A 20,966-nucleotide genomic window follows, 5' to 3' on the forward strand; every position below is an offset into this window, starting at 1 on the left:
GCGCATCAGCGTTTCAGGATTCGTGACAAGAGATTTCCAATACGCTGGGCCCAGTCTGTGTTCATCTGTGTAAATCTGTGGCCAAAATCATTCACGGATTTCCCATGACCGACCTGTTTCCGCCCGACCTGATCCGCCTGATCGTGTCGTTCGTGATCGTGGTGGCGTTCGCGTTCACCAACGCCGCCGTGCTGGTGTTGGTGGAGCGGAAGATCTGCGGCCACATCCAGCGACGGCCGGGGCCGTTCGAGGTGGGCCCCCACGGGCTCCTGCAGACCGCGGTGGACGGCGTGAAGCTCATGGCCAAGCAGATGCTGGTGCCCCGCAACGCCGACGCCGGCCTGTTCCGCGCCGCCCCGATCCTGAGCTTCGTGCCCCCGATCGCGGCCCTGATCGTGGTGCCGTTCGCCCGGCTGCTCCAGGTGCGCGACCTGGACATCGGCGTGCTGTTCATCCTGAGCCTGGCCGCCGTGAACGTGCTGGCCATCCTGGTGGCCGGGTGGAGCTCGGCCAACAAGTACAGCCTGTTCGGGGCCATCCGGGCCGTGGCCCAGAACGTGGCCTACGAGATCCCCCTGCTCCTGAGCCTGCTGACCATCGTGATCTGGGTGGGCAGCTTCCGCATGAGCGACATCGTGGCGGCCCAGGGCGGGTTCTGGTTCGCGTTCACGCCCATGGGATTCGTGGCATTCCTCGTCTACTTCATCTGCGGCATCGCCGAGACGAACCGGGCGCCGTTCGACCTGCCCGAGGCCGAGAGCGAGCTCACGGCCGGGTTCCACACCGAGTACGCCGGCATGGGCTTCGGCCTGTTCTTCCTGGGCGAGTACACCAACATGCTCCTGGTGTCGGCCATCGCCACCACCCTGTTCCTGGGCGGGTGGAACGGACCGGCGTTCCTGACCACCGCCGGCACCGGGTTCTGGGCCACGGTGATCCAGACCCTGTGGTTCCTGGCCAAGGTGTACGGCCTGATCGTGGTGATGATCTGGGTGCGGTGGACCTACCCCCGGGTGCGGTTCGACCAGCTCCTGAACTTCTGCTGGAAGATCCTGATCCCGATCTCCATGGCCAACCTGGCCGTCACGGCCGTGTGGCTCAAGCTCTAGGGACGCCATGATCCGCTACTTCCGCGAGATCTTCGAAGGGCTGTGGTCGTTGCTGGTGGGGCTGAAGGTCACGGGCCGGTTCGCCCTGGCCCCCACCGTGACCACCCACTACCCGTTCGACGAGCTGGAGGTGACCCCCAACTACCGGGGCCACATCGACCTGGTGGTGAACCCGAAGACGGGCAAGGACAAGTGCATCGTGTGCATGATGTGCCAGCGGGCCTGCCCCTCCGGGTGCATCACGGTGAAGGGCCAGAAGCCCGAGGGCGCCAAGAAACGGGTGCTCACCGAGTACCGCCTGGACTTCACCAAGTGCAGCCTGTGCGGCAACTGCGTGGAGGCCTGCCCCACCTCGGCGATCGAGTTCTCCCACGAGTACAACATCGCCGGCACCAGCCGCCACGACTTCCACTACGACCTGGTGGAGCGGTTCCGGGACCGATGCCGGGCCCTGGGCGTGGAGCCCAAGATCGCCGACCTGACGCCGGTGGCGTCGAAGCCGCCGGAAAGCTAGGAAGCTAGGAAGCTGGGAGGCTAGGAGGCTGGGAAGCGAAAAGGCCGTTCGTCGCAGGTCGTTGGTCGTAGGTCGTAGGTGGTAGAAGTTCAACAACGAACGACGAACGACCGACGACGAACGACAACTCAACGACTTACGACTCACGATTCACGACTCACGATTCACGACTCACGGACCCAGACATGACCTTCACCTTCGATCCGAGCCTGAGGCTGTACATCTACCTGGCCGACGCCGCGTTCCTGGGGTTCGTGTTCCTGGCCCTGGCCGGCGGGGTGGTGGCGGTGGGCGCCAAGCGCCTGATCCACGCGGTGCTGGGGCTCGCGACATCTCTGGTGGGCGTGGCCGGGCTGTACGTGTACCTGGGCACCCACTTCATCGCGGCCATGCAGATCCTGATCTACGTGGGTGCGGTGTGCATCAGCATCGTGTTCGCCGTGATGCTGGCCCGCCCCCCGAGCGAGGCCGAGAAGGCCCCCCGGGCGGGGCCCGGCAAGCTGATGGCCGGGTTCGGGGTGGGGCTCTTCGCGGCCCTGGTGCTGGGCTCGGCCGTGTTCGCCACCCGCTGGCAGGCCGAGCCCACGGCGGTGGCCGGCACCCTGCAGGAGGTGGGCGAGGGCCTGCTGACCCGGTACGCGTTCGTGTTCGAGCTGATCTCCCTGGTTCTCCTGGTGGCCATCGTGGGGTCGGTGGTCCTGGCCCGCCGGGGCCGGCGGCCCGCGGGAGGGTAGACCATGCAGCCGGCGTTCTTCGGCCATCTCGAGGCCTATCTGCTGGTGGCCCTGTGCCTGTTCGCCCTGGGCCTGTACGGGCTGGTGAGCCGGCCGGGTTTCATCAGCATGCTGATCAGCGTGGAGCTGATCCTGAACGCGGCCGGGCTCAACTTCGTGGCGTTCAACACGTTCCTGGCGCCCGACAAGACCGTGGGCCAGACCTTCACCCTGTTCATCATGGGCCTGGCCGCGGCCGAGGCCGCCATCTGCCTGTCGATCGCCGTGGTGGTGTACCGGCGGTTCCGCACCATCCTGGCCGACGAGATCTCCGAACTGAAGGACTGACGGGGTCGCCATGTACGAGATCGAAACCGCCCGCATCGTGATCCCGATCCTGCTGCCGCTCTTGACGGCCGTGGCGATCCTGGCCACCGGCCGGTGGCCCAACGTGCGCGAGGCCTGCTCGGTGGTGGGGGCCGCGGCCACGTTCGTGGCGGCCATGACCCTGCTGCCCGCGGTGATCCACGGCGGGGTGTACACCTACACCCTGTTTGAGTTCTTCGACGGCGTGGCGATCCGGCTGCGGGTGGACGGCATGAGCCTGCTGTTCGCCGGGGTGAGCTCGTTCCTATGGATCCTGGCGGGATTCTACTGCGTGGGCTACATGCGGGGGCTGCACGAGCACGCCCAGACCCGGTTCTACGTGTGCTACGCCGCCACGATCTTCAGCGCCGTGGGGGTGGCGTTCTCGGGCAGCCTGCTGAGCCTGTACCTGTTCTACGAGCTGGTCAGCATCTTCACCTATCCCCTGGTGATGCACCACCAAGACGGCGAGGCCTACGACGGCAGCCGCAAGTACATCACCTACCTGATGGTCACCTCCAAGGTGCTGCTGCTGCCGGTGTTGGTGCTCACCTACGTGACCACCGGCACCCTGGACTTCGCCACCAACATCCAGACCGGCATCTTCCCGGCCGACGCGGGCCGGATGCTGGTGACCGTGCTCTTCTTCATGAGCCTGTTCGGGTACGCCAAGGCCGCGATCATGCCGCTGCACAACTGGCTGCCCTCGGCCATGGTGGCCCCCACCCCGGTGAGCGCGCTGCTGCACGCCGTGGCCGTGGTGAAGGTGGGCGTGTTCTCGATCTGCCGGGTCATGCTCTACGTGTTCGGGGTGGACCTGCTCCACCGGTACGGCCTGGGCCTGATCACGGCGTACATCGCGGCGTTCACCATCCTCATGGGCTCGGCCATCGCGCTCACCAAAGATAACCTCAAGGCCCGGCTCGCCTACTCCACCATCAGCCAGCTCTCCTACATCGTGCTGGGGGTGGCCATGCTCACCCCCAGCGGGATCACCGGCGGGTTGATCCACATCCCCAACCACGCGTTCTCCAAGATCACCCTGTTCTTCTGCGCCGGCGCCATCATGGTGGCCCACCGGAAGACCGAGATCAGCCAGCTCGACGGCATCGGGTACAAGATGCCGTTCACCATGGCCGCGTTCGGCCTGGCCAGCCTCTCGATGATCGGGGCGCCGCCGGTGGCCGGGTTCGTGTCCAAGTGGTACCTGGCACTGGGCACCATGGAGCTCAAGAGCCTCGGGCTCCTGGTGGTGCTTTTGGCGAGTTCGCTCCTGAACGCCGGGTACTTCGTGCCGGTGTTCCTGCGGGCCTTCTTCCCCCGCAACGGAGGCACGGCCCGGCTCCAGATGGCCGAGGCCAGCCCCTTCATGGTGGTGCCGCTGTTCCTCACGGCGGTGTTCAGCGTGGTGTTCGGCTTCTACCCCGACCTGTTCCTGAAACTCATCGAGGTGGTGCGATGAGCTCTGCCCTCGTGCGCGTGATCGACCGGCTTCGGGAGCGGCCCGACCGGCTCCGGGCCGTCTTCTTTGGGCTCCTGGGGCTGTTCGTGGCCTACGACGTGTTCACGCCACGCCACGAGCTCCACTTCTGGGGAGACCGGGTCCGGGGGTTTTGGGCCCTGTTCGCCCTGCTGGGCGGCCTGGTGATGGCCAAGGGCATGAAGGGCCTCGGCCACCTGTGGCTCATGAAGCCCGAGGATTTCTACGACCGGGAGGAGGACTGACCATGGGCCTCATGCACCCGGCGCTCCTCTTCGTGGTGGGCGCGGCGCTCGCGGCCGTGCTGCGGGGCCGGCCCCGGCAGGTGGTCCTGGTGGCCGTGCCCCTGGTGGCGTTCCTCTCGGTGAACGCCATGGTCCCCGGCACCTACGGCACGCTGGAGTACCTGGGGTTCCGGCTGGTGCCGGCCCACGTGGACAAGCTGGCCCTGGTGTTCCTCAACGTGTTCACCCTGATGGCCCTGATCGGCGCGATCTACGGGCTCCACGTGGAGGACACCGGCCAGCACGTCTCAGCCATGCTCTACGTGGCGGGCTCGCTGGGGGTCACCCTGGCCGGCGACTACCTGACGCTGTTCGTGTGGTGGGAGCTGATGGCGTTCGCCTCGGCGTTCCTGGTGTTCCTGCGCCGCCGGCAGGCGTCGGTGCGGGCGGGGTTCCGGTACCTGCTGGTCCACACCGTGGGCGGGCTGGTGCTGATGGCCGGCATCTTCCTGAAGTGGATGAAGACCGGGGACCTCTCGTTCGGGCCGATCCCCGCCGACACGGCCGACCTGGCCGCCTACCTGATCCTGATCGGGTTCGCCCTGAACGCGGCCGTGCCGCCGATCCACGCCTGGCTGCCCGACGCCTACCCCGAGGCCACGGTGATGGGGGCGGTGTTCATGTGCGCGTTCACCACCAAGACCGCGGTGTACGTGCTGGCCCGGGCCTTCTCGGGGTACGAGGTGCTCGCGGTGGCCGGCGCGATCATGACCATCTACGGGGTGCTCTACGCCATCATCGAGAACGACGGCCGCCGGATCCTGGCGTACCACATCGTGAGCCAGGTGGGGTACATGGTGTGCGGCATCGGCATCGGCACAGCCCTGGCCGTGAACGGGGCGGTGGCCCACGCCTACGCCCACATCCTGTACAAGGCGCTCCTGTTCATGGGGGTGGGCGCCGTGCTGGAGATGGCCGGCACCTCCAAGCTCTCGGAGCTGGGTGGCCTGTACAGGCGCATGCCCCTGGCCATGGTGGCCACCGTGATTGGCGGCATCTCCATCTCGGGCTTCCCGCTCACCAGCGGGTTCATCTCCAAGTCCATGGTGATCGCCGGCGCGGGCGCGGCCCACCGCACCGTGCTCATGCTGATGCTCAGCCTGGCCGCGGTGGGGACGTTCCTGTCGGTGGGAGTGAAGCTCCCCTACTTCATCTGGTTCGGCAAGGACTCCGGCCGCGAGTGCAAGGACCCGCCCAAGAACATGCTGGTGGCCATGGGCATTGCCGCGTTCTTCTGCTTCTTCCTGGGCGTGTACCCCGACTACCTGTACCGGATGCTCCCGTTCCCGGTGGAGTACCACCCGTACAACGCCTACCACCTCTCCGAGACCCTGCAACTGCTCGGGTTCACCGGCCTCGCCTTCTACCTGCTGCGCAAGAAGCTCACCCCCGAGGCCAAGCTGAACCTGGACCTGGACTGGTTCTACCGCCGGGCCACGGCCTGGTTCCTGCGGATCGACCGGCGGTGGTTCGAGCCGGCCAACGAGTGGGTGAGCGAGATCTACCGCCGGGTGGGATACCGGTTCGCCCTGGGCGCGGCCGCCCTGTGGAGCCGGTTCGACGTGAAGGCCATCGACGGGGTCGTGGACGGCACCGCCTACGGGGTGTTGGGCCTGGGCGACCGGGTGCGGCGGGCCCAGACCGGCCGGCTCCAGCAGTACATCGCCATGGCCGTGGCGGCGCTCTTCTTCCTGGTGGCCCTGGTGATGCACATGTAGTCGTAGGTCGTAGGTCGCAGGTCGCAGGTCGTCGGTCGTAGGTCGTAGGTCGTAGGTCGTTGCAGTTCAACCACCAACGACGAACGACCAGCGACCTACGGCAGTTCAGCCATTCACGATTCACGGCCCTTATCACCGCAAGGTTTTGCCCATGACGCCAGCGTTCGCCGTGGAAACCAACGTGGGATACCCGCTCCTGAGCGTGCTCGTGTTCCTGCCCCTGGCCGGGGCCCTGGTGGCCCTGATGCTCAAGGGCGACCGCACGCTCAAGGCCTGGGCCTTTGCCGTGACCGTGGTGGAGGCGGCCCTGTCCGTGCCCCTGTGGACCCGGTTCGACCCCTCGACCCACAGGTTCCAGTTCCTCGAGATGGCGGACTGGATCCCCACGTTCCACATCCGCTACGCCCTGGGGGTGGACGGGATCAGCCTGCTGCTGGTGCTCCTGACCACCTTCGTGCTGCCCCTGTGCGTGCTGTCCTCCTGGCGCTACATCGAGCGGCGGGTCAAGGAGTTCGTGGTGAGCCTCCTGATCATGGAGACCGCCATGATCGGGGTGTTCGCCGCCCTGGACCTGGTGCTGTTCTACGTGTTCTGGGAGGCCATGCTGGTCCCCATGTACCTGCTGATCGCGGTGTGGGGCGGGCCGCGCAAGGTGTACGCCTCGATCAAGTTCTTCCTGTACACCCTGGCCGGCAGCGTGCTCCTGTTGGTGGCCGTGATCGCCCTGTACCTCAAGGCCGGCACCTTCCTGATCCCCGAGCTCATGGACCAGGGGTACTCGTTCGCGTTCCAGTTCTGGGTGTTCCTTGCGTTCGCCCTGGCCTTCGCCATCAAGGTGCCGATGTTCCCGTTCCACACCTGGCTGCCGGCGGCCCACGTGGAGGCGCCCACAGCCGGATCGGTGATCCTGGCCAGCGTGCTCCTGAAGATGGGCACCTACGGGTTCCTGCGGTTCTGCCTGCCCATTACCCCGGCCGCCGTGGCGTACCTGGCGCCGGTGTTCCTGTGGGGCTCGGTGGTGTCGATCCTGTACGGCGGGTTCGTGGCCCTGGGCCAGACCGACATGAAGAAGCTGATCGCCTACTCCTCGGTGGGCCACATGGGGTTCGTGACCCTGGGGATCTTCCTGGTGAACCAGCGGGGCATCGAGGGGTCGATCCTCCAGATGATCAACCACGGCATCACCACCGGCGCCCTGTTCATCTGCGTGGGCATCCTGTACGAGCGCACCCACAGCCGCCTGATCCGCGACAACTCGGCCGTGGGCGCGTTCATGCCCGTGTACGTGGCGTTCCTGGGGCTGTTCAGCCTGTCGTCCCTGGCGTTCCCCGGCACCAACTCGTTCGTGGGGGAGCTGCTGGTGCTGGTGGGCGCGTTTCAGCAGAACAAGCTCTTGGCCGCCTTCGTGATCCCGGGGGCGCTCCTGGCCGCCACCTACATGCTGCGGATGCTGCAGAAGATCATCTGGGACCGGGTGAGCGGTCACCACCACGGCCACGACGAAGGGCACGGCGGCGAGCACGAGGCCGGCGAGGCCCACCGCCGGCGCCTGTTCGACCTGGATCTCCGAGAGGCGGGGATGCTCGCGTTCCTGTCGGTGTTCGTGTTCTGGATCGGCCTCAATCCCAAGCCGTTCCTCAAGGTGATGGACCGGAGCATCGCCCACGTGATCACCCAGGCCCAGGCCGTGGAAGGCCTGCCCGAGGGCGGTATGACCGGGCTCATGAATACCCTGTTCCCGGCGCTGGGACATTCAGGGGGGGAAGAGAATGCGGCACCGGAACACGAGTAGGGATCGTACCACGTCCCAGCGTCCCGACATCCTAACGTCCTAACGTCCCAACGGAACCGACATGGCCTTTGCACACGAAACCGTTCTGATCCTGAGCTGCCTGGCCCTGTTTGCCCTCACCCTGGTCCACGTGCGGCCCGGCACGGCCCGGGCCGCGGCCCTGGGGCTGTCGGCCCTGGCCGTGGTCACGGCCCTGTGGGGCGTGGGTGCCCAGGGGGAGCTGTTCTTCGGGGCCTACCGGGTGGATGCGTTCAGCCAAGGCGTGAAGCTGCTGCTGGCCGTGGGGTTCTTCCTGGCCGTTGCGTTCGGCGAGGGCGTCCGGGGCATCGAGGCGGAGCACGAGCCCGAGTACTTCCTGTTCCTGGCGGTGAGCGTGCTGGGCCTGACCTTCCTGGCCAGCGGGGTGGAGCTCCTCACCATCTACATCGCCCTGGAGCTCTCGTCCTACTCCCTGTACATCCTGGTGCCCCTGCGCCGACACGAGCACATCCACCAGGTGGAGGCCGGCATCAAGTACGTTCTGTTCGGGGCCATGGCCTCGGGGGTCAGCCTGTTCGGCATGAGCTACGTGTTCGGCCTGGCCCACACCACCCGGGTGGACGACCTGCTGCGGCTGTACCCCGAGCTGGTGTCGTCCCCCCTGGGGCTGATGGGCCTGACCCTGATGCTGGGCGGGTTCTTCTACAAGTTGGCGCTCTTTCCGTTCCACTTCTGGACCCCGGACATCTACCAGGGCGCGGCCAACGAGACCTCGGGGGTGATCGCCACCCTGCCCAAGGTGGGCGCGGTGGCCGTGCTGATCCGGCTCACCGGCCTGGGGGCGGAGTCCGCCGGGTTCGCCACGGTGCTCACCCTGCTGGCCGTGCTCTCCATGACCTACGGCAACCTGGCCGCCCTGGTCCAGGAGGATCTGAAGCGGCTGCTGGCCTACTCCTCCATCTCCCACGCCGGGTTCATGGTGGCCGGCATCCTGGCGGGCACCGTGCGGGGCTACGCCGGCGCGCTGTATTACGTGGCGGGCTACCTGATCATGAACCTGGCCCTGTTCCACGTGATCTACGCCCTGGCGCCCAGGGGGCAGAACATCACCTTGGCCGACCTGCGGGGCCTGTACCGGCGCTCGCCGATCCTCGCGCTGACCCTGGCCGTGGCCGCCTTCGGCCTGGCCGGCATCCCGCCGACTGTGGGGTTCGCCGGCAAGTTCTTCGTGCTCGCCGCGGCCTTGGAGAAGGGCCACCTGGCCCTGGTGATCATCGGCGCCCTGAACACCGCGATCTCGATCTACTACTACTTGAAGATGGTGAAGGCGGCCTACAGCCCTGAGGAGGAAGGAGGGGAGGCTCCCGCCGGCCGCGTGGCCCTGTCGCCCCTGGGCTGGGCCCTGGGCTGCGCCTTTGTGGTGAGCATCCTGGTGATCGGGGCGCTTCCGGGGCCGGTGCTGGGGTGGTTCCAGCGGGCCCTGTCCTGGGCGGCCTGATACCAAGTTACATTCAAAACCATTGGCCCCCTGCCCAGAGGGGCAAGGGGCCTGTCGGAGAGCCGGGCGCGGCCAGGTTCCTTGCCCCGCCCCCGGATACGTATCCGATGGATGGCAACTTGGTATGAGATTCCGATCCGATCCGGACCTCGGATGGTCCGCGGCCGCACCCGAATGGGTGCGGCCGTCTTGTTCGTGCCCGACCCCTTGCGGTCTCCGGGCTCGTTACGTCCGAAACCGCTCCGTGAGGTGCCGCAGGTCGTCGGCCTTTCGGGCCACCGTGTCAGCCGTGCGGGCCACCTCTTCCCCGGCCCGCGTGTTCTCCCCCACGCCGTGGGCGATCTGATCCAGACCGGTGGTTAGGTTCTGGATCGTGGCCGTGAGCTCCTCGGTGGCCGCGGCGATCTGCTGGACCTGGGTCGCGGCCCCGGCCACCTCGTGCTCCACCTTGGCCATGGCGGCCGCGGCCTTCTGACCCAGCTCCCGCCCCTCCTTGACGCCAGCCACCCCCTTGCCCATGGCCTCCACGGCCCGGCCGGCCTCCCGCTGGATGCCTGCGATGGTCTGGCCGATCTCCTGGGTGGCCTTCACGGTCTTCTCGGCCAGCTTCCGCACCTCGTCGGCCACCACCGCGAACCCCCGGCCGTGTTCCCCCGCCCGGGCCGCCTCGATCGCCGCGTTCAGGGCCAGCAGGTTCGTCTGGTCCGCGATGTCCTCGATGGCCCGGACCACGGCGTCGATCTTCTCGGCCTCGCTTCCCAGCCCCTCCACCACGCCACCCGCGTCGGCAACGGTCGCCGCGATCCGCTCGAGCGCCTCGCCCGTGGCCCGGACCATGCGCGCCGCATCCGACGCGCCTTCGCTCGCCGAGTCGGCCGCCTGGGCCACGGCGGCCGCGTTCTGGGCCACCTCCCTCACCGTGGCCCCCATCTCCTCCCCGCTGGCGGCCAGGGCCTGGGTTTGGTGGGACACCTGCTCGTTGCTCGCCGCGATCTGGGTGGTGGTGGCCGAGAGCTCCTCGGACACCGCCGCCATCTCGCCCGCAGAGGTCTTCACCTGGTCCACCAGGTAGCGGATCTTGTCCGCGAAGATGTTGAACCAGTTGGCGAGCTCATCGAACTCGTCCCTCTGGGCCCCCCGGAACACGGCGCACTCCGAGCAGTCCTTCACCTTGCCCGAGAGCACCCCGGGGCACCGGATCTGCTCCCGCATGGGCTGCATGGACCCCACCCGGCTCCAGCACGCCTCTTTCTTGCCGAACGAGTCGCACTCCTCGTGACCGCAGTCCTTGATTCGGGAGCACTCCAGGTACGGCAGGGGCAGGCGCCGGGTGAGGTCCCCGTCCCCCTCGGCCAGGTCCTTCAACAGCCGGATCGTCCGGTCCAGTCTTCGGCTCGTTCCGACCCCGATCCACACCATCAGCAGGAGCACCACCGCCACCACGACGGCCCCACCCACCGCCACGGTGCGTTGGGTGCGGGCCATGGCCTGCACCGTCCGGGCCCGGATGGCGCCGAGACGGGACCCGATCCGATCCTCGGCGGCCTTGGACGCCTTTCGAAACTCGCCCACGGCCTGGGTGAGGCGCTCCCCGAGATCCTTGCGCCGGAGCACCAGCTCGGCCGCCCGCTGAAACGCGTCGTCGTACCGGTCCAGCAGGGGCATGAACCGCCCCCCGGAGCCGTAGGGAAGCCCTGCGATGGTTTCGCGCAGGCGTGCCAGGGCCTCCCGGTGCTTGTCCAGGTAAGCGGGATCCTCCCGCAGGAAGAAGTCCTTCTCCCGACGACGCACCTGGAGCAGCGCCTGCATCAGCCGCGCGCCCTCCAGCCCTTGCTCCAAGCGGTGGGCCGCCTCCCGAAACTCTCCGCGGACCCCTTCATCCTCGGTCAGCCCCAGGGCCTGGCAGCTGGCGATCCACTCCCGAAGCAGGCTTACCACGGGAAGCACGGCCTGGGAGGCGTTCCCGAGGGCCGCGGCCGCGTCCCCGGCCAGACGGCCCCGCCATTCGTCCAGGGCCGCTTTGCGTTCCTTCTCCAGGGCGACGATGTGGTCCTGGATCGTCGGCAACGAACGGGACGACAGGCCCTTGGTCACGTCCTCCACCAGGCCCAGCAGGTGGATCTGCGTCTCCTTCAGGTCGTCCAGGGCGCTGGTGAGCCTCTCGGTCTGCGCATGGGCGCTGCGTAGCTCACCAAACGTGCGCCACACCTCGACGCCCAAGCCTCCGAAGGCCACGAGCACCACTGCCACCACGATCCCCAACCGTGCCCGAAACGTGAGCCTGACCGTCATGGCGTCTCTCCTTCCATGTAACTTCCGCTGGGAGGCTGGGACGCTGGGAGGTTTGAAAACCTCCCGTATTCCCACACGTTCTAGGCATTACCATGCCTCTTCGCCTCCACCTCATGGTCCGAGGGGCATGGGGTCTGAGGGGACTCCCAATGAACGCCCCGTGTTCGCCCCTGACCTCCTCTCCCGAGGGCGGCCCGAAGGCCGCAGGGTGCGACGGCCGGGGGGCATCGAACGGTCCTCCGGCGTTATCGGCGCGGGTCTTCCCTTGCATTAGCAGGAGAAACAGCGGCAGGGAGAGGCTGGTTCTGGTAGGATCGGGGCTCCCCCAGCAGCGTCAGGAGGAAGGTCATGGACGGGCGGTTTCCGGTGATCGCCAGGATTCAGGTGCGGTGGCGGGACATCGACCCCCTGGGTCACGTGAACAACGCGGTCTACTTCACGTACTTCGAGACGGCTCGGGCCCGGTACTACGAGGAGGTGCTCGACGCCCGAGGCATCGAGGACATCGACTTTCTGGTCGCCTCGATCCGGTGCGACTACCTGAGCCCGGTGGTATACGGCGAGACCGTGGAGGTGGGGATCCGGGTCGTGTGGGTGGGGAAGACGAGCTGGTCGTTCGAGTACGAGGCCCGTACCGGCGACGGCCGCGTGGTGGCCCGGGCCGACAGCGTACAGGTCCGCTTCGACCACCAGACCGGAAGGCCCCGGCCCCTGGACGAGGACTGGATCGCCCGGGTGACCCGCGCCCAGGGCGGCCCGCCGGCACCCAAGCCGAACGACGGGCCCGAATCAGGGGAGCCTGCGCCCCATGCCGTCACCGGGGAACGGCGCTGACGCAACAGGAGTTCCCCGGCACAGCCGCGGCGAGGCACGCGCTCCGTCGTTCACATCCAAGCGGCGAGTTGGGCCGCGTACTTCGAGTCCGGCGCCAACGCCTTGACTTTCCTGGCGACCTTCTTCGCCTCGGCCTCGGCCCCCCTGGCTCGGAGGTTCTCCGCGTAGTGGAACAGTACCTCGGGTGAGTCCGGCAACCCCTCCGCGGCCCTGCGCAGCCAGGGTGTGGCCTCCTCCACGCGGCCCGTGCGGTGCAATGCCCATCCCAGGGTGTCCATGACCCGGGGCTCGGACGGGGCCCCGAGCACGGCGATCCGCGCCAGTTCCAACGCCTCTTGTTCACGGCCCGTCTCCAACAGGAGCACGGCCAGGTTGTTGCTGGTGATCGGCTCCCTGGGGTGCTCCTCCAGCAGCCGCCGGTACACATCCTCCGCCTTGGTGGGGTACCCCTCCTCCAGATACAGGGCTGCCAGCTCGTTGTAGGCGGTGGGCTCCGACGGGGCCAGCCGGATCGCCTGCTCCAGCTCACCGATGGCCTTCGCCCGCTCGCCCTGCTCCAACGCCAGCTTGGCCTTGAGATACCGGGTCTCCCAGTAATTGGGTTCCACCAGCAGGCTCCGGTCCACCGCGCGAGCGGCCTGGGCGAGGTCACCCGTCTCCAGGTAGAGACGCGCCAGGAAGTTCAGTACGAAGGGGGTCTCCCGGGCGCGTTCCTGATACGCGTCGAGAGCCTCTGCAATCTTCCGGACCGGCCGTCCCAGCCGGTACAACACGCGGGCCTCGGCCAAAACCGGCTCGAACGCCGACGGACTCTGTTTCTGGGCCTTCCGGTACCATCGCAGCGCTTTCCTGAGCTTGCCGGAGGCCTGGGCGAGATCGCCTTCCAAGGCCAACAGCACCGCGTTGTCGGGTGAGTTCGATCGCAGGCGGTCCAGCACCTTTCGGGCATCCTTCAGCCGGCCCAGGGCGATGAGCACCCTCGCACGCAGCAGCTCGGCCCGAGGATTCTTCCGGGCCCTCGCGGGCAGCCGGTCGAGCTGTTCCAACGCCCCCTCGCGGTCCCCCACCCTGGCCAGGAGGTTTGCGTAGTCGAGCCGGGCCAGCACGTGACCGGGCACCCGGTCGAGCACCAGCAGGAACTCCCGCCGGGCGTCCACCCAGCGCCGCATGGCTGCCAGGGCCTTCCCGTAGAGGTAGTGGAGATCGACGCCGAGATCCCCGCGGGCGAGAAGGGGCTCCAACACGAAACGGGCCCGGGGGGCCAGCCCCTCCGCCAGGTACATCCGGGCCTCCAGGAGGGCGGCCGTCCTGCCGGCGGGGTCTGCTTTGGCCGCCAGGGGCAGCAGGTCTCGGACCTGACGGGTGCGCCCCAGACTGATCCACACGTCCGCCAAGCCGGCAGCGAGGTTCGGATCCTCCGGCGCCCGTTTTCTGGCCCCCTCCAGGAGCTCGGCCGCATCCTGGAGCCGCCCGATGGGCACCAACACGTCGGCGGCCTGGAGCACCATCGGCACGAGCCCGGCCGGATCGTCCCCGGCCTCCTCCACCGAGCGCCGGAGAAAATCCACGGCCTCCTGCACGCGCCCTTTCCGCACCAGGAGCTTCGCCCATGCCCCGCGCACCTCGGGCGCCCGGGGAAACCGTTTCCGGCACGATACGAGGACCTGCTCCGCGTCGTCCCCTCGGCCCAGGCGGACCAGCAGTCCGGCCTTGGCGAGCCACAGGGAGCGATCGTCCGGAAAGGAGGAGAGCCCTTTCTCCAGAAGATCAAGGGCCTTCTGGGATTGCCCCGCCCGGCTGAAGAAATCCGCCGCCATGGCCCAAGCCCGCGCGTGGGGCGGCCCCAGCTCCAGAATCCTGTTCCATGCCTGTTCCGCTTCCCCGGTCGTTCCGAGCCCGGTCAGGGCCTGGGCCCGGACCAGCCAGGCCTGGGGGTCGGAGGAGTGCTGCTTCAACACCCGGTCCGCCAGCTCCGCGGCCCGCCCGTAGGCGCGGGCCGCAAGGAAAAACGAGGCCATCTCCAGCGCAGCCTCCCGGTGCCCTGGGTCCGCCGCCAAGACCTTGCCCAGAAACGTCCGGTACTCGCCCTGGTCGCCCTGCGCCTTCAGCACCCGGGCCAGCCCGTACAACAGGTCCGGGTCGGACGGGGCGTTCTGGAGGGCAGCCTGGTACTCCACGGCCGCTTCCTGGTACCTGCCCTGACGCAGGTACGCCTCGGCGCGTTGCTGATGCTCCCGGGCCTTTTCGGCGGGGCCTCCGGAACAGGCGGCGATCGCCAGGACAGCGCCCAACGCGATCCCCAGCCAGGGGCCGCGGCCCCGAGATCTCCGGCCCACCTTCTCCATGGTTCCCCTTCCTCCGCCGTGCGGCTGCTCCCGGTGCGCTGTGCGTATCTTCGAGACGCGTCGGTCGAAATCCGCCGTCACTTTACCGGCTCCCGGTCTGCCGCGCCAACATCCCCCCAAGCGCCGGGCACAAAAAAAGAGCCCCAAACGAGGCCCTCGCGGTTGCCAGAGGTCGGCGCCGTCAGCCCTGCTCCCCCTTTTCCGGTCCCCCGGCCCCCCTCTGGCGACGGACCCAAGCCCCCATGCCCAGGAGGCCCGTGCCCAGGAGCACCATGGTGCCCGGCTCCGGGACCACGTTGGGGGCGTCGGCGGTGTACCACACCTCGTAGTTCTCGCACGAAGGCCAGATACCCACCGCCGACATGGCCGTGCCCCCTTCGCTGGGGAACATGAAGTCCGCGGCCCGCGGGGTGTGGCTGCTTCCCGGTTTGGAGGTGACCTTGTAGGTCACGTACTCGCCCACGTCGAACTCCCAGTTCCCCCAGCCCCCCACGTCAGGGAACGCAAAGTCGAACAGGATATCGAACGTTCCCAACGCCCCGGTGACGATGGTCCCCCCGTTGCCCACCTCGTTCACCGGTGCGCTTCGAGTCACCCCGCCGTCGTTCGAGATCGTCGCGGGAGCGGTGAAATCTCCGGTCTGGACGGTGGCGGCCTGGGTGAAAGAATCGCTCTTGTCGCTAAGGTACTGGAACTCCAGATCTGTTGGATCACCCGAGTAGTTGAACAGCCAACTCCGGACGTAGTACTGGAAATCATCGTTTCCCCTCGCCATGCTGCCGAGATCCATCTTGATCTCGACCCCATCGGAGAGATCCGTGAACACGACGCTCGGGGTGCTGGTCGGTTCGGCCGGGAGGGTCGCGTTCGCGTTGTCCCTTCCGTCCACCTTGAACTCCCGCTGAAAGCTCACGACACTCGCCCCTGCCGCGACCGGGACCAGCATGACGCTTGCAATCACCAACGCGACGAGTCGCGCACTCCGCATCCTCAGCCTCCTTCGCTGCACGCCCACACGGGGCATCTCCGTATCAAGGAGGAGTTCATGCAGATCCCATGCCATACAAAAAAGAAGATCGTTGGGGCGATTTTCGGCTTCAGATCAACGAGTTCCCCGCAACCTTCCCGCAGCCCCCCCAAATGAGGGAAAAATTTTTCCACTTTTTGCACCTCATCGCCCTTTCTCCTCCCTCCCCGAAACGCCCCTGTCGGCGTCCTCGCCTCTTCCCTCGGCCAGACGGTTGATGAGGTGGGCTTGGTAGCCGGCGCCGAAGCCGTTGTCGATGTTGACCACGCTCACCCCGGAGGCGCAGGAGTTCAGCATGGCCAGGAGCGCGGCGATCCCGCCGAAGCTCGCGCCGTAGCCCACGCTGGTGGGCACGGCGATCACGGGTACGGCCACCAGGCCGCCGATCACCGAGGGCAGGGCCCCCTCCATGCCGGCCACCGCCACCACGCACCGGGCTCGGCGCAGAACCTCGCCGTGGGCGAGCAAGCGGTGGAGCCCCGCCACGCCCACATCGTAGAGCCGCTCGACCCGGCTTCCGAACGCCTCGAGGGTGAGGGCGGCCTCCTCGGCCACCGGAAGGTCCGAGGTGCCGGCCGCGGCCACGGCCACCAGGCCCTTCGGCTCGGGAGGGCTCTTCCGGAGCACGATCATTCGAGCCGTGGGGTGGTATTGGGCGTCCGGCGTCCGCGCCCGCACCGCGTCCCATGCCGCCCCATCGGCACGGGTGCACAACACCGTGGGAGAGCACTCGGCCAGCCGGGCGAAGATCTCGGCCACCTGCTCCGGGGTCTTGCCCGCGCCGTAGATCACCTCGGGCAGCCCCTTGCGAAGCCCCCGGTGGTGATCCACCTTGGCGAAGCCCAGGTCCTGGAACGGCAGCCCCGCCAGGGCCTCGAGCACCTCGTCGGGGGTCGTGTCCCCGGCCCGCAGCGATTCCAGCAGCCTGCGCACCTGGTCGCGGGTCACGGTGAGCCCTCCCGAATCTCGGGGGGCAGGACCTCGTTCAGGGCCCCGGGGCGATAGCCCTGGAGGTCCAGGGCCACGTAGGCGTAGCCCGCGTCCTTCACGATGCGCACCACCTCGTCGCGCAGGTCTCCGACGACCCGGGGGAACTCGTCGGGCCCCACCTCGATCCGGGCCACGTCCCCGTGGTGGCGCACCCGCAGCACCCGCAGGCCCAGGCCCCGGAGCCCCTCCTCGGCCCGGCCCACCCGGGCCACCTCGGGCCGGGTGATCGGGGTGCCGTAGGGAAACCGCGAGGAAAGGCACGCCATGGCCGGCTTGTCCCAGGTGGGCAGCCCCCGGCGGCGCGACAGCTCGCGGATGTCGTCCTTGGTCAGGCCTGCCTCCTCCAAAGGGCTCCGCACGCCCAGCTCCCGGGCGGCCCGCCGGCCGGGACGGTGGTCGGACCGATCGTCGGCGTTGGTGCCGTCCGCCACCCACGGAAGCCCCTCTTCCCGGGCCACCTCCCGGAGCCTGCCGAACAGCTCGCGCTTACAGTGGTAGCACCGGTCCGGGGGGTTGCGGGTGAACGCGGGGAGATCCAGCTCCTCGCTCACGATCCGGCGATGGCGCCCGCCGAGGGCCCGGGCCAGGGCCTCGGCCTCGCGCCGCTCTCGCTCGGGGTAGGTCTCGGACACGGCCGTCACGCCCAGGGCCCGCTCTCCCAAAACCTCGACGGCCACGGCGTAGAGATAGCTGGAGTCCACCCCTCCGGAGAACCCGATGACCACTCCCCCCATGTCCTGGAGGATGGCATGCAGACGGCGCTCCTTCTCGGCTAGTGTCATGCTCTGCAAGTTATTACCCCAGCGGATAAACAGGCGCTATCGCTCCCTGCTCGGAGGGGCAAGGGGCCTGCCGGAGAGCCGGGCGCGGCCCCTTAGCTCGCCGCGCAGGGCCTCGGACGCTCGGACCACGAAATAGTTCGGATTCCACCGAGTTGTCGTGAAACCTGCTTTTCGGTGCCGTGCCTGCGCGGCGAATCTCATGCCCGGCTTCGCGCCCGGCCGGAGGCAGGTCCGTTGCCCCGTCCCCCGAAGGCTCTCGGTTTGAACGCAACTCGGTATCAGAACAGTTCCACCCGAACCCGATCTTCGCCTTGGGGTTCCGCGAAGATCCGTAGGCCAAGGGAGAGCCCCCGGATCTCGGCGGCCAGCTGCCCGGGGGTGCCGTAGTAGATCAGATCCTCCCCCCGTACCTGCTGGAGCCGGTACGAGACCCTGCGGAGCTCCTCAAGCACCGCCCGGGCCTTGAAGTCGAAGTCGGTCACCACCTCGAGCCGGATCGTGCTCGGCTTCGTCGGGAACTCCAGGTCCTTCAGCTTGGCCCGGAGCCTGCCCAGGTCCACGTCCCCCACCATGCCGGCCCGATACACGTCCCCGGTCCAGAGCGCCTGTCGGTCCTCCTCGCGATACAGGCCGTCGAACTCCAGGTCGGCGTACAGCCGCGCCCACCGGCCGTCACCCGCCAGGGGGCTCTCCGGAACCCGGATTCCCTCGCCCGCCCGCGCTGCCGCGTCCGGGCCTGGGAGCCGCACCCCCACGCTCGCAAGGGCCTCCTGGGCCAGGGCCACCCTCAACCGGTCGGCCACCACCCCTTCGACCCGGCGCGACTCGGCCTCCCGGTCGGCCCGGCCGACCGGATCGGCGATCCAGCCCGACGCGTCGTACAGACCGAACCGGGGCAACTCCGCCTCGACCCGAAAGCTGCCCCACTCCACCCCGCCGCCCGCCCCCTGGCTACGCAGCAAGGTGACCAGGCGGGCCCGCAGCCCGGTTCCCCAGGCCCCCAGGGCCACGGTGCCCTCTTCCAGGGCCCGGCCCAGGCGCTCCCGGTCCCCCTGCCGGTAGCCGGACACCAGGGCCGTGATCCGGCCGGTCCGATCGGCCACCACCAGCAAGGGGATGTATCGGATGCCCAGCGACCGGAGGATCGCGGCGTCCCGATCCAGCAGGTGGGCCACTCCCAGCGGCCCCCGGGCCGCCTCGTACCTTCGCACGAACCCCGCAATCCGGTTGACCGGCAGCCCCGAGTCGGTGTTCACGGCCACCAGGGTCAGGTCCTCGCCCCGGAACTCCCTGCCCACCAGCCGCAGATCGTCCAGCTCCCGCACGCAGTCCCGGCAGTGGACCGACCAGAACGACAAGACCACGGCCCCGTCCCCGGCCAGGTCCTTCAACGTCACCGGCCGGCCGGCCAGATCCACCCCTGCCAGGGGGGGAAGCACGTCGCCCACCCGCAACCTCGCCGGCGCGTTCTCCTGGGCCGGGGCCGGTTCCTGGGCCGCCCCCTGGCTGGCCAGGGCGAGCAACACCAGCCAGCCCAGGGGCCACCGGATCCGCCGGATCATTTGAGCTCCTCGTCGTCGATCAGGTAGATGATCCGATTCTTCAGCTCTCCCCGGCTCTTGAGGCTGAGGTAGTACACCCGGTTGCCCACGATGGCCCACGCCGAGTCGCCCGCGGCCGAGATGGACACCGGCGGGCCCGCGGGCTCGGGCAGGGTGTACGCCACCGGCGCCTCGGGCCGCAGGAGATTCGCCAGCAGCAACGCCCCCACCGCGCCCATTCCCACACCGAACAGAAACTCTTTCCGGCTCATGGTTCGCCTCCTTCCGCCGGCTCACGGGCCGGCGTCGGATGTGATGACTTGGGTCTGCTGGGCGGCTCGGCAGCTAAGCGGCTCCCAAGCCGCCACCAAAGCTTCGGCGCTCGATTTCCTCCATCCCTCCGCCGATGCCCGGTCTCGCCTCTCACCCCCTCCACACCTCGGGCTCGAAGTTCAGGGTGGCGAAGTAGTCGTCCGCCGTTTCGGCCCGCCGGATCCGCTCCACCGTGCCGTCGGCCCGCAGCAGCAGCTCCTGGGGCCGGAGCCGGCCGTTGTAGTTGAACCCCATGGCGTGGCCGTGGGCCCCGGTATCGTGGACGAGCACCAGGTCCCCCTCCTCGATCCTCGGCAGGGCCCGCTGGACCGCGAACTTGTCGTTGTTCTCGCACAGCGCGCCCACCACGTCCACCACGGTGTCCGCCGGCGCGTCCTCCTTACCGTGCACCGTGACGTGATGGTACGCCCCGTAGATCGCCGGCCGCATCAGCGCCGACATGCAGGCGTCCACGCCCACGTACTCGCGGTAGATGTGCTTGTGGTTGATGCACCGGGTCACCAGGACCCCGTGGGGGCCGGTCATGTACCGGCCGCTCTCCATGAGCAACCGGGGCACGTACCCATGGGTGCGGCCGAACTCCTCGAGCAGCCCCGCGATCCGCGTGGCCATGGACTCCAGGTCCAGGGGCTCGTCCTCGGGCCGGTACGGGATGCCCAGCCCGCCCCCCATGTTCACGAACTCGAACCGGATCCCCAGGGCGTCCTGGACCTCCTCGACCACCGCGAGGAGCATCCGGACCGTCTCCACGAAGTAGCCGGCGTTGCGCTCGTTGGAGCAGATCATCGTGTGCAGCCCGAACCGGCGCGCTCCCCGGTCCCGGGCCTCCCGGTAGGCGTCCACGATCTGCCCGTGGGCCACGCCGTACTTGGCCTCCACCGGGTTTCCGATGATGGCGTTGCCGGTGCGCCGCGGCCCTGGGTTGTACCGGAAGCAGATCAACTCCGGCATACTCGGCACCTTCGGGATCAGCGTCACGTCGTCGAGGTTGAGGATCCCGCCCACCGCCAGGCACGCCTCCATCTCCTCGACCGTGGTGTTGTTGGAGGTGAACAGGATGTCCTCCCCGGCCGCCCCCACCCGCCGGGCCAGCTCGATCTCCGGGATCGAGCTGCAGTCGAACCCGAACCCCATCTCCGCCATGATCCGGAGCACCGCCGGGTTGGGCAGCGCCTTGACCGCGTAGTACTCCCGAAACTCCGCCACCCCCGCAAACGCCCTCTTGAGCCTCTCGCCCGTGCTGCGGATCCCGATCTCGTCGTAGATGTGAAACGGGGTGCCGAAGGTCTCGGCGATGCGAGGCAGAATGGGCGAGAGCCTGTGGTGAAAGTCGGCAGACATCGGCATAGACGGCGCTCCTCGCTGGCAG

Annotated in this window: 18 protein-coding genes; 10 read left to right on the plus strand and 8 right to left on the minus strand. The window is 68.3% G+C overall.

The window, feature by feature from the left end:
• Positions 1 to 104: 104 nt before the first annotated feature.
• The 9 genes from nuoH to DEFCA_RS0107405 all read left to right on the plus strand — a co-directional run bounded on the left by nuoH (position 105) and on the right by DEFCA_RS0107405 (position 9,453).
• Complete coding sequence (gene nuoH / locus DEFCA_RS0107365; protein ID WP_025322386.1) at positions 105 to 1,109, plus strand: NADH-quinone oxidoreductase subunit NuoH; 1,005 nt, start codon at positions 105 to 107, stop codon at positions 1,107 to 1,109.
• Between the two features lie 7 nt (positions 1,110 to 1,116).
• Positions 1,117 to 1,623 (plus strand): NuoI/complex I 23 kDa subunit family protein, encoded by a 507-nt coding sequence (locus DEFCA_RS0107370; protein ID WP_025322387.1) that lies wholly within the window; start codon positions 1,117 to 1,119, stop codon positions 1,621 to 1,623.
• A gap of 185 nt (positions 1,624 to 1,808) precedes the next feature.
• Complete coding sequence (locus DEFCA_RS0107375; protein WP_025322388.1) at positions 1,809 to 2,357, plus strand: NADH-quinone oxidoreductase subunit J family protein; 549 nt, start codon at positions 1,809 to 1,811, stop codon at positions 2,355 to 2,357.
• Between the two features lie 3 nt (positions 2,358 to 2,360).
• Positions 2,361 to 2,684: an NADH-quinone oxidoreductase subunit NuoK gene (gene nuoK / locus DEFCA_RS0107380; RefSeq protein ID WP_025322389.1), complete on the plus strand. Its 324-nt coding sequence runs from the start codon at positions 2,361 to 2,363 to the stop codon at positions 2,682 to 2,684.
• A gap of 10 nt (positions 2,685 to 2,694) precedes the next feature.
• Positions 2,695 to 4,164 (plus strand): monovalent cation/H+ antiporter subunit D family protein, encoded by a 1,470-nt coding sequence (locus DEFCA_RS0107385; protein ID WP_025322390.1) that lies wholly within the window; start codon positions 2,695 to 2,697, stop codon positions 4,162 to 4,164.
• Positions 4,161 to 4,427, plus strand: a complete 267-nt coding sequence (locus DEFCA_RS0107390) for a hypothetical protein (protein WP_025322391.1) — start codon at positions 4,161 to 4,163, stop codon at positions 4,425 to 4,427. The genes DEFCA_RS0107385 and DEFCA_RS0107390 overlap by 4 nt, the downstream gene beginning before the upstream one ends.
• A 2-nt stretch (positions 4,428 to 4,429) precedes the next feature.
• Positions 4,430 to 6,184 (plus strand): Na(+)/H(+) antiporter subunit D, encoded by a 1,755-nt coding sequence (locus DEFCA_RS0107395; protein WP_029733730.1) that lies wholly within the window; start codon positions 4,430 to 4,432, stop codon positions 6,182 to 6,184.
• Positions 6,185 to 6,335: 151 nt separating this feature from the next.
• Positions 6,336 to 7,976, plus strand: a complete 1,641-nt coding sequence (locus tag DEFCA_RS0107400; RefSeq protein ID WP_084318925.1) for a complex I subunit 4 family protein — start codon at positions 6,336 to 6,338, stop codon at positions 7,974 to 7,976.
• A 61-nt stretch (positions 7,977 to 8,037) separates the two neighbouring features.
• Entirely contained in the window at positions 8,038 to 9,453 is a 1,416-nt protein-coding gene (locus DEFCA_RS0107405) for an NADH-quinone oxidoreductase subunit N (protein ID WP_025322394.1), read from the plus strand.
• A gap of 225 nt (positions 9,454 to 9,678) precedes the next feature.
• Here the strand turns inward: DEFCA_RS0107405 and DEFCA_RS20450 are convergent, their stop codons facing one another.
• Complete coding sequence (locus DEFCA_RS20450) at positions 9,679 to 11,745, minus strand: methyl-accepting chemotaxis protein (RefSeq protein ID WP_025322395.1); 2,067 nt, start codon at positions 11,743 to 11,745, stop codon at positions 9,679 to 9,681.
• 348 nt (positions 11,746 to 12,093) lie between these two features.
• Between DEFCA_RS20450 and DEFCA_RS0107415 the strand changes: the two genes are divergently transcribed.
• Positions 12,094 to 12,579, plus strand: a complete 486-nt coding sequence (locus DEFCA_RS0107415; protein ID WP_025322396.1) for an acyl-CoA thioesterase — start codon at positions 12,094 to 12,096, stop codon at positions 12,577 to 12,579.
• Between the two features lie 50 nt (positions 12,580 to 12,629).
• On the opposite strand, the gene DEFCA_RS0107420 is transcribed toward DEFCA_RS0107415, so the two are convergent.
• The 7 genes from DEFCA_RS0107420 to DEFCA_RS0107450 form a co-directional block, all read right to left on the minus strand.
• On the minus strand, positions 12,630 to 14,924 hold the full coding sequence (locus DEFCA_RS0107420) for a tetratricopeptide repeat protein (RefSeq protein ID WP_025322397.1): 2,295 nt from the start codon (positions 14,922 to 14,924) through the stop codon (positions 12,630 to 12,632).
• Between the two features lie 181 nt (positions 14,925 to 15,105).
• Positions 15,106 to 15,912 carry a PEP-CTERM sorting domain-containing protein gene (locus tag DEFCA_RS24690; protein ID WP_169709492.1) on the minus strand — a complete coding sequence of 269 codons (807 nt, stop codon included), beginning with the start codon at positions 15,910 to 15,912 and terminating at the stop codon, positions 15,106 to 15,108.
• Between the two features lie 183 nt (positions 15,913 to 16,095).
• Positions 16,096 to 16,899, minus strand: a complete 804-nt coding sequence (gene larB / locus DEFCA_RS0107430) for a nickel pincer cofactor biosynthesis protein LarB (protein ID WP_025322399.1) — start codon at positions 16,897 to 16,899, stop codon at positions 16,096 to 16,098.
• Entirely contained in the window at positions 16,896 to 17,723 is an 828-nt protein-coding gene (gene larE / locus DEFCA_RS0107435) for an ATP-dependent sacrificial sulfur transferase LarE (RefSeq protein ID WP_025322400.1), read from the minus strand. Before larE ends, larB begins: the two co-directional genes overlap by 4 nt.
• A 278-nt stretch (positions 17,724 to 18,001) precedes the next feature.
• Positions 18,002 to 19,285, minus strand: a complete 1,284-nt coding sequence (locus DEFCA_RS24065; RefSeq protein WP_025322401.1) for a peroxiredoxin family protein — start codon at positions 19,283 to 19,285, stop codon at positions 18,002 to 18,004.
• The gene (locus DEFCA_RS0107445; RefSeq protein ID WP_025322402.1) at positions 19,282 to 19,536 is read right to left on the minus strand and encodes a hypothetical protein; all 255 of its coding nucleotides are present in this window, start codon (positions 19,534 to 19,536) and stop codon (positions 19,282 to 19,284) included. The genes DEFCA_RS24065 and DEFCA_RS0107445 overlap by 4 nt, the downstream gene beginning before the upstream one ends.
• Before the next feature lie 151 nt (positions 19,537 to 19,687).
• Positions 19,688 to 20,944 (minus strand): type III PLP-dependent enzyme domain-containing protein, encoded by a 1,257-nt coding sequence (locus DEFCA_RS0107450; protein WP_025322403.1) that lies wholly within the window; start codon positions 20,942 to 20,944, stop codon positions 19,688 to 19,690.
• Positions 20,945 to 20,966: the final 22 nt, after the last annotated feature.

The sequence above is a fragment of the Deferrisoma camini S3R1 genome, assembly GCF_000526155.1.
Lineage (GTDB): Bacteria > Desulfobacterota > Deferrisomatia > Deferrisomatales > Deferrisomataceae > Deferrisoma > Deferrisoma camini.

Bases quoted from the DNA above. Each gene is read 5' to 3' on its own strand.
- nuoH (WP_025322386.1), top strand. From the start codon at position 105: ATGACCGACCTGTTTCCGCCCGACCTGATCCGCCTGATCGTGTCGTTC.
- DEFCA_RS0107370 (WP_025322387.1), top strand. From the start codon at position 1,117: ATGATCCGCTACTTCCGCGAGATCTTCGAAGGGCTGTGGTCGTTGCTG.
- DEFCA_RS0107375 (WP_025322388.1), top strand. From the start codon at position 1,809: ATGACCTTCACCTTCGATCCGAGCCTGAGGCTGTACATCTACCTGGCC.
- nuoK (WP_025322389.1), top strand. From the start codon at position 2,361: ATGCAGCCGGCGTTCTTCGGCCATCTCGAGGCCTATCTGCTGGTGGCC.
- DEFCA_RS0107385 (WP_025322390.1), top strand. From the start codon at position 2,695: ATGTACGAGATCGAAACCGCCCGCATCGTGATCCCGATCCTGCTGCCG.
- DEFCA_RS0107390 (WP_025322391.1), top strand. From the start codon at position 4,161: ATGAGCTCTGCCCTCGTGCGCGTGATCGACCGGCTTCGGGAGCGGCCC.
- DEFCA_RS0107395 (WP_029733730.1), top strand. From the start codon at position 4,430: ATGGGCCTCATGCACCCGGCGCTCCTCTTCGTGGTGGGCGCGGCGCTC.
- DEFCA_RS0107400 (WP_084318925.1), top strand. From the start codon at position 6,336: ATGACGCCAGCGTTCGCCGTGGAAACCAACGTGGGATACCCGCTCCTG.
- DEFCA_RS0107405 (WP_025322394.1), top strand. From the start codon at position 8,038: ATGGCCTTTGCACACGAAACCGTTCTGATCCTGAGCTGCCTGGCCCTG.
- DEFCA_RS20450 (WP_025322395.1), bottom strand. From the start codon at position 11,745: ATGACGGTCAGGCTCACGTTTCGGGCACGGTTGGGGATCGTGGTGGCA.
- DEFCA_RS0107415 (WP_025322396.1), top strand. From the start codon at position 12,094: ATGGACGGGCGGTTTCCGGTGATCGCCAGGATTCAGGTGCGGTGGCGG.
- DEFCA_RS0107420 (WP_025322397.1), bottom strand. From the start codon at position 14,924: ATGGAGAAGGTGGGCCGGAGATCTCGGGGCCGCGGCCCCTGGCTGGGG.
- DEFCA_RS24690 (WP_169709492.1), bottom strand. From the start codon at position 15,912: ATGCGGAGTGCGCGACTCGTCGCGTTGGTGATTGCAAGCGTCATGCTG.
- larE (WP_025322400.1), bottom strand. From the start codon at position 17,723: ATGACACTAGCCGAGAAGGAGCGCCGTCTGCATGCCATCCTCCAGGAC.
- DEFCA_RS24065 (WP_025322401.1), bottom strand. From the start codon at position 19,285: ATGATCCGGCGGATCCGGTGGCCCCTGGGCTGGCTGGTGTTGCTCGCC.
- DEFCA_RS0107445 (WP_025322402.1), bottom strand. From the start codon at position 19,536: ATGAGCCGGAAAGAGTTTCTGTTCGGTGTGGGAATGGGCGCGGTGGGG.
- DEFCA_RS0107450 (WP_025322403.1), bottom strand. From the start codon at position 20,944: ATGCCGATGTCTGCCGACTTTCACCACAGGCTCTCGCCCATTCTGCCT.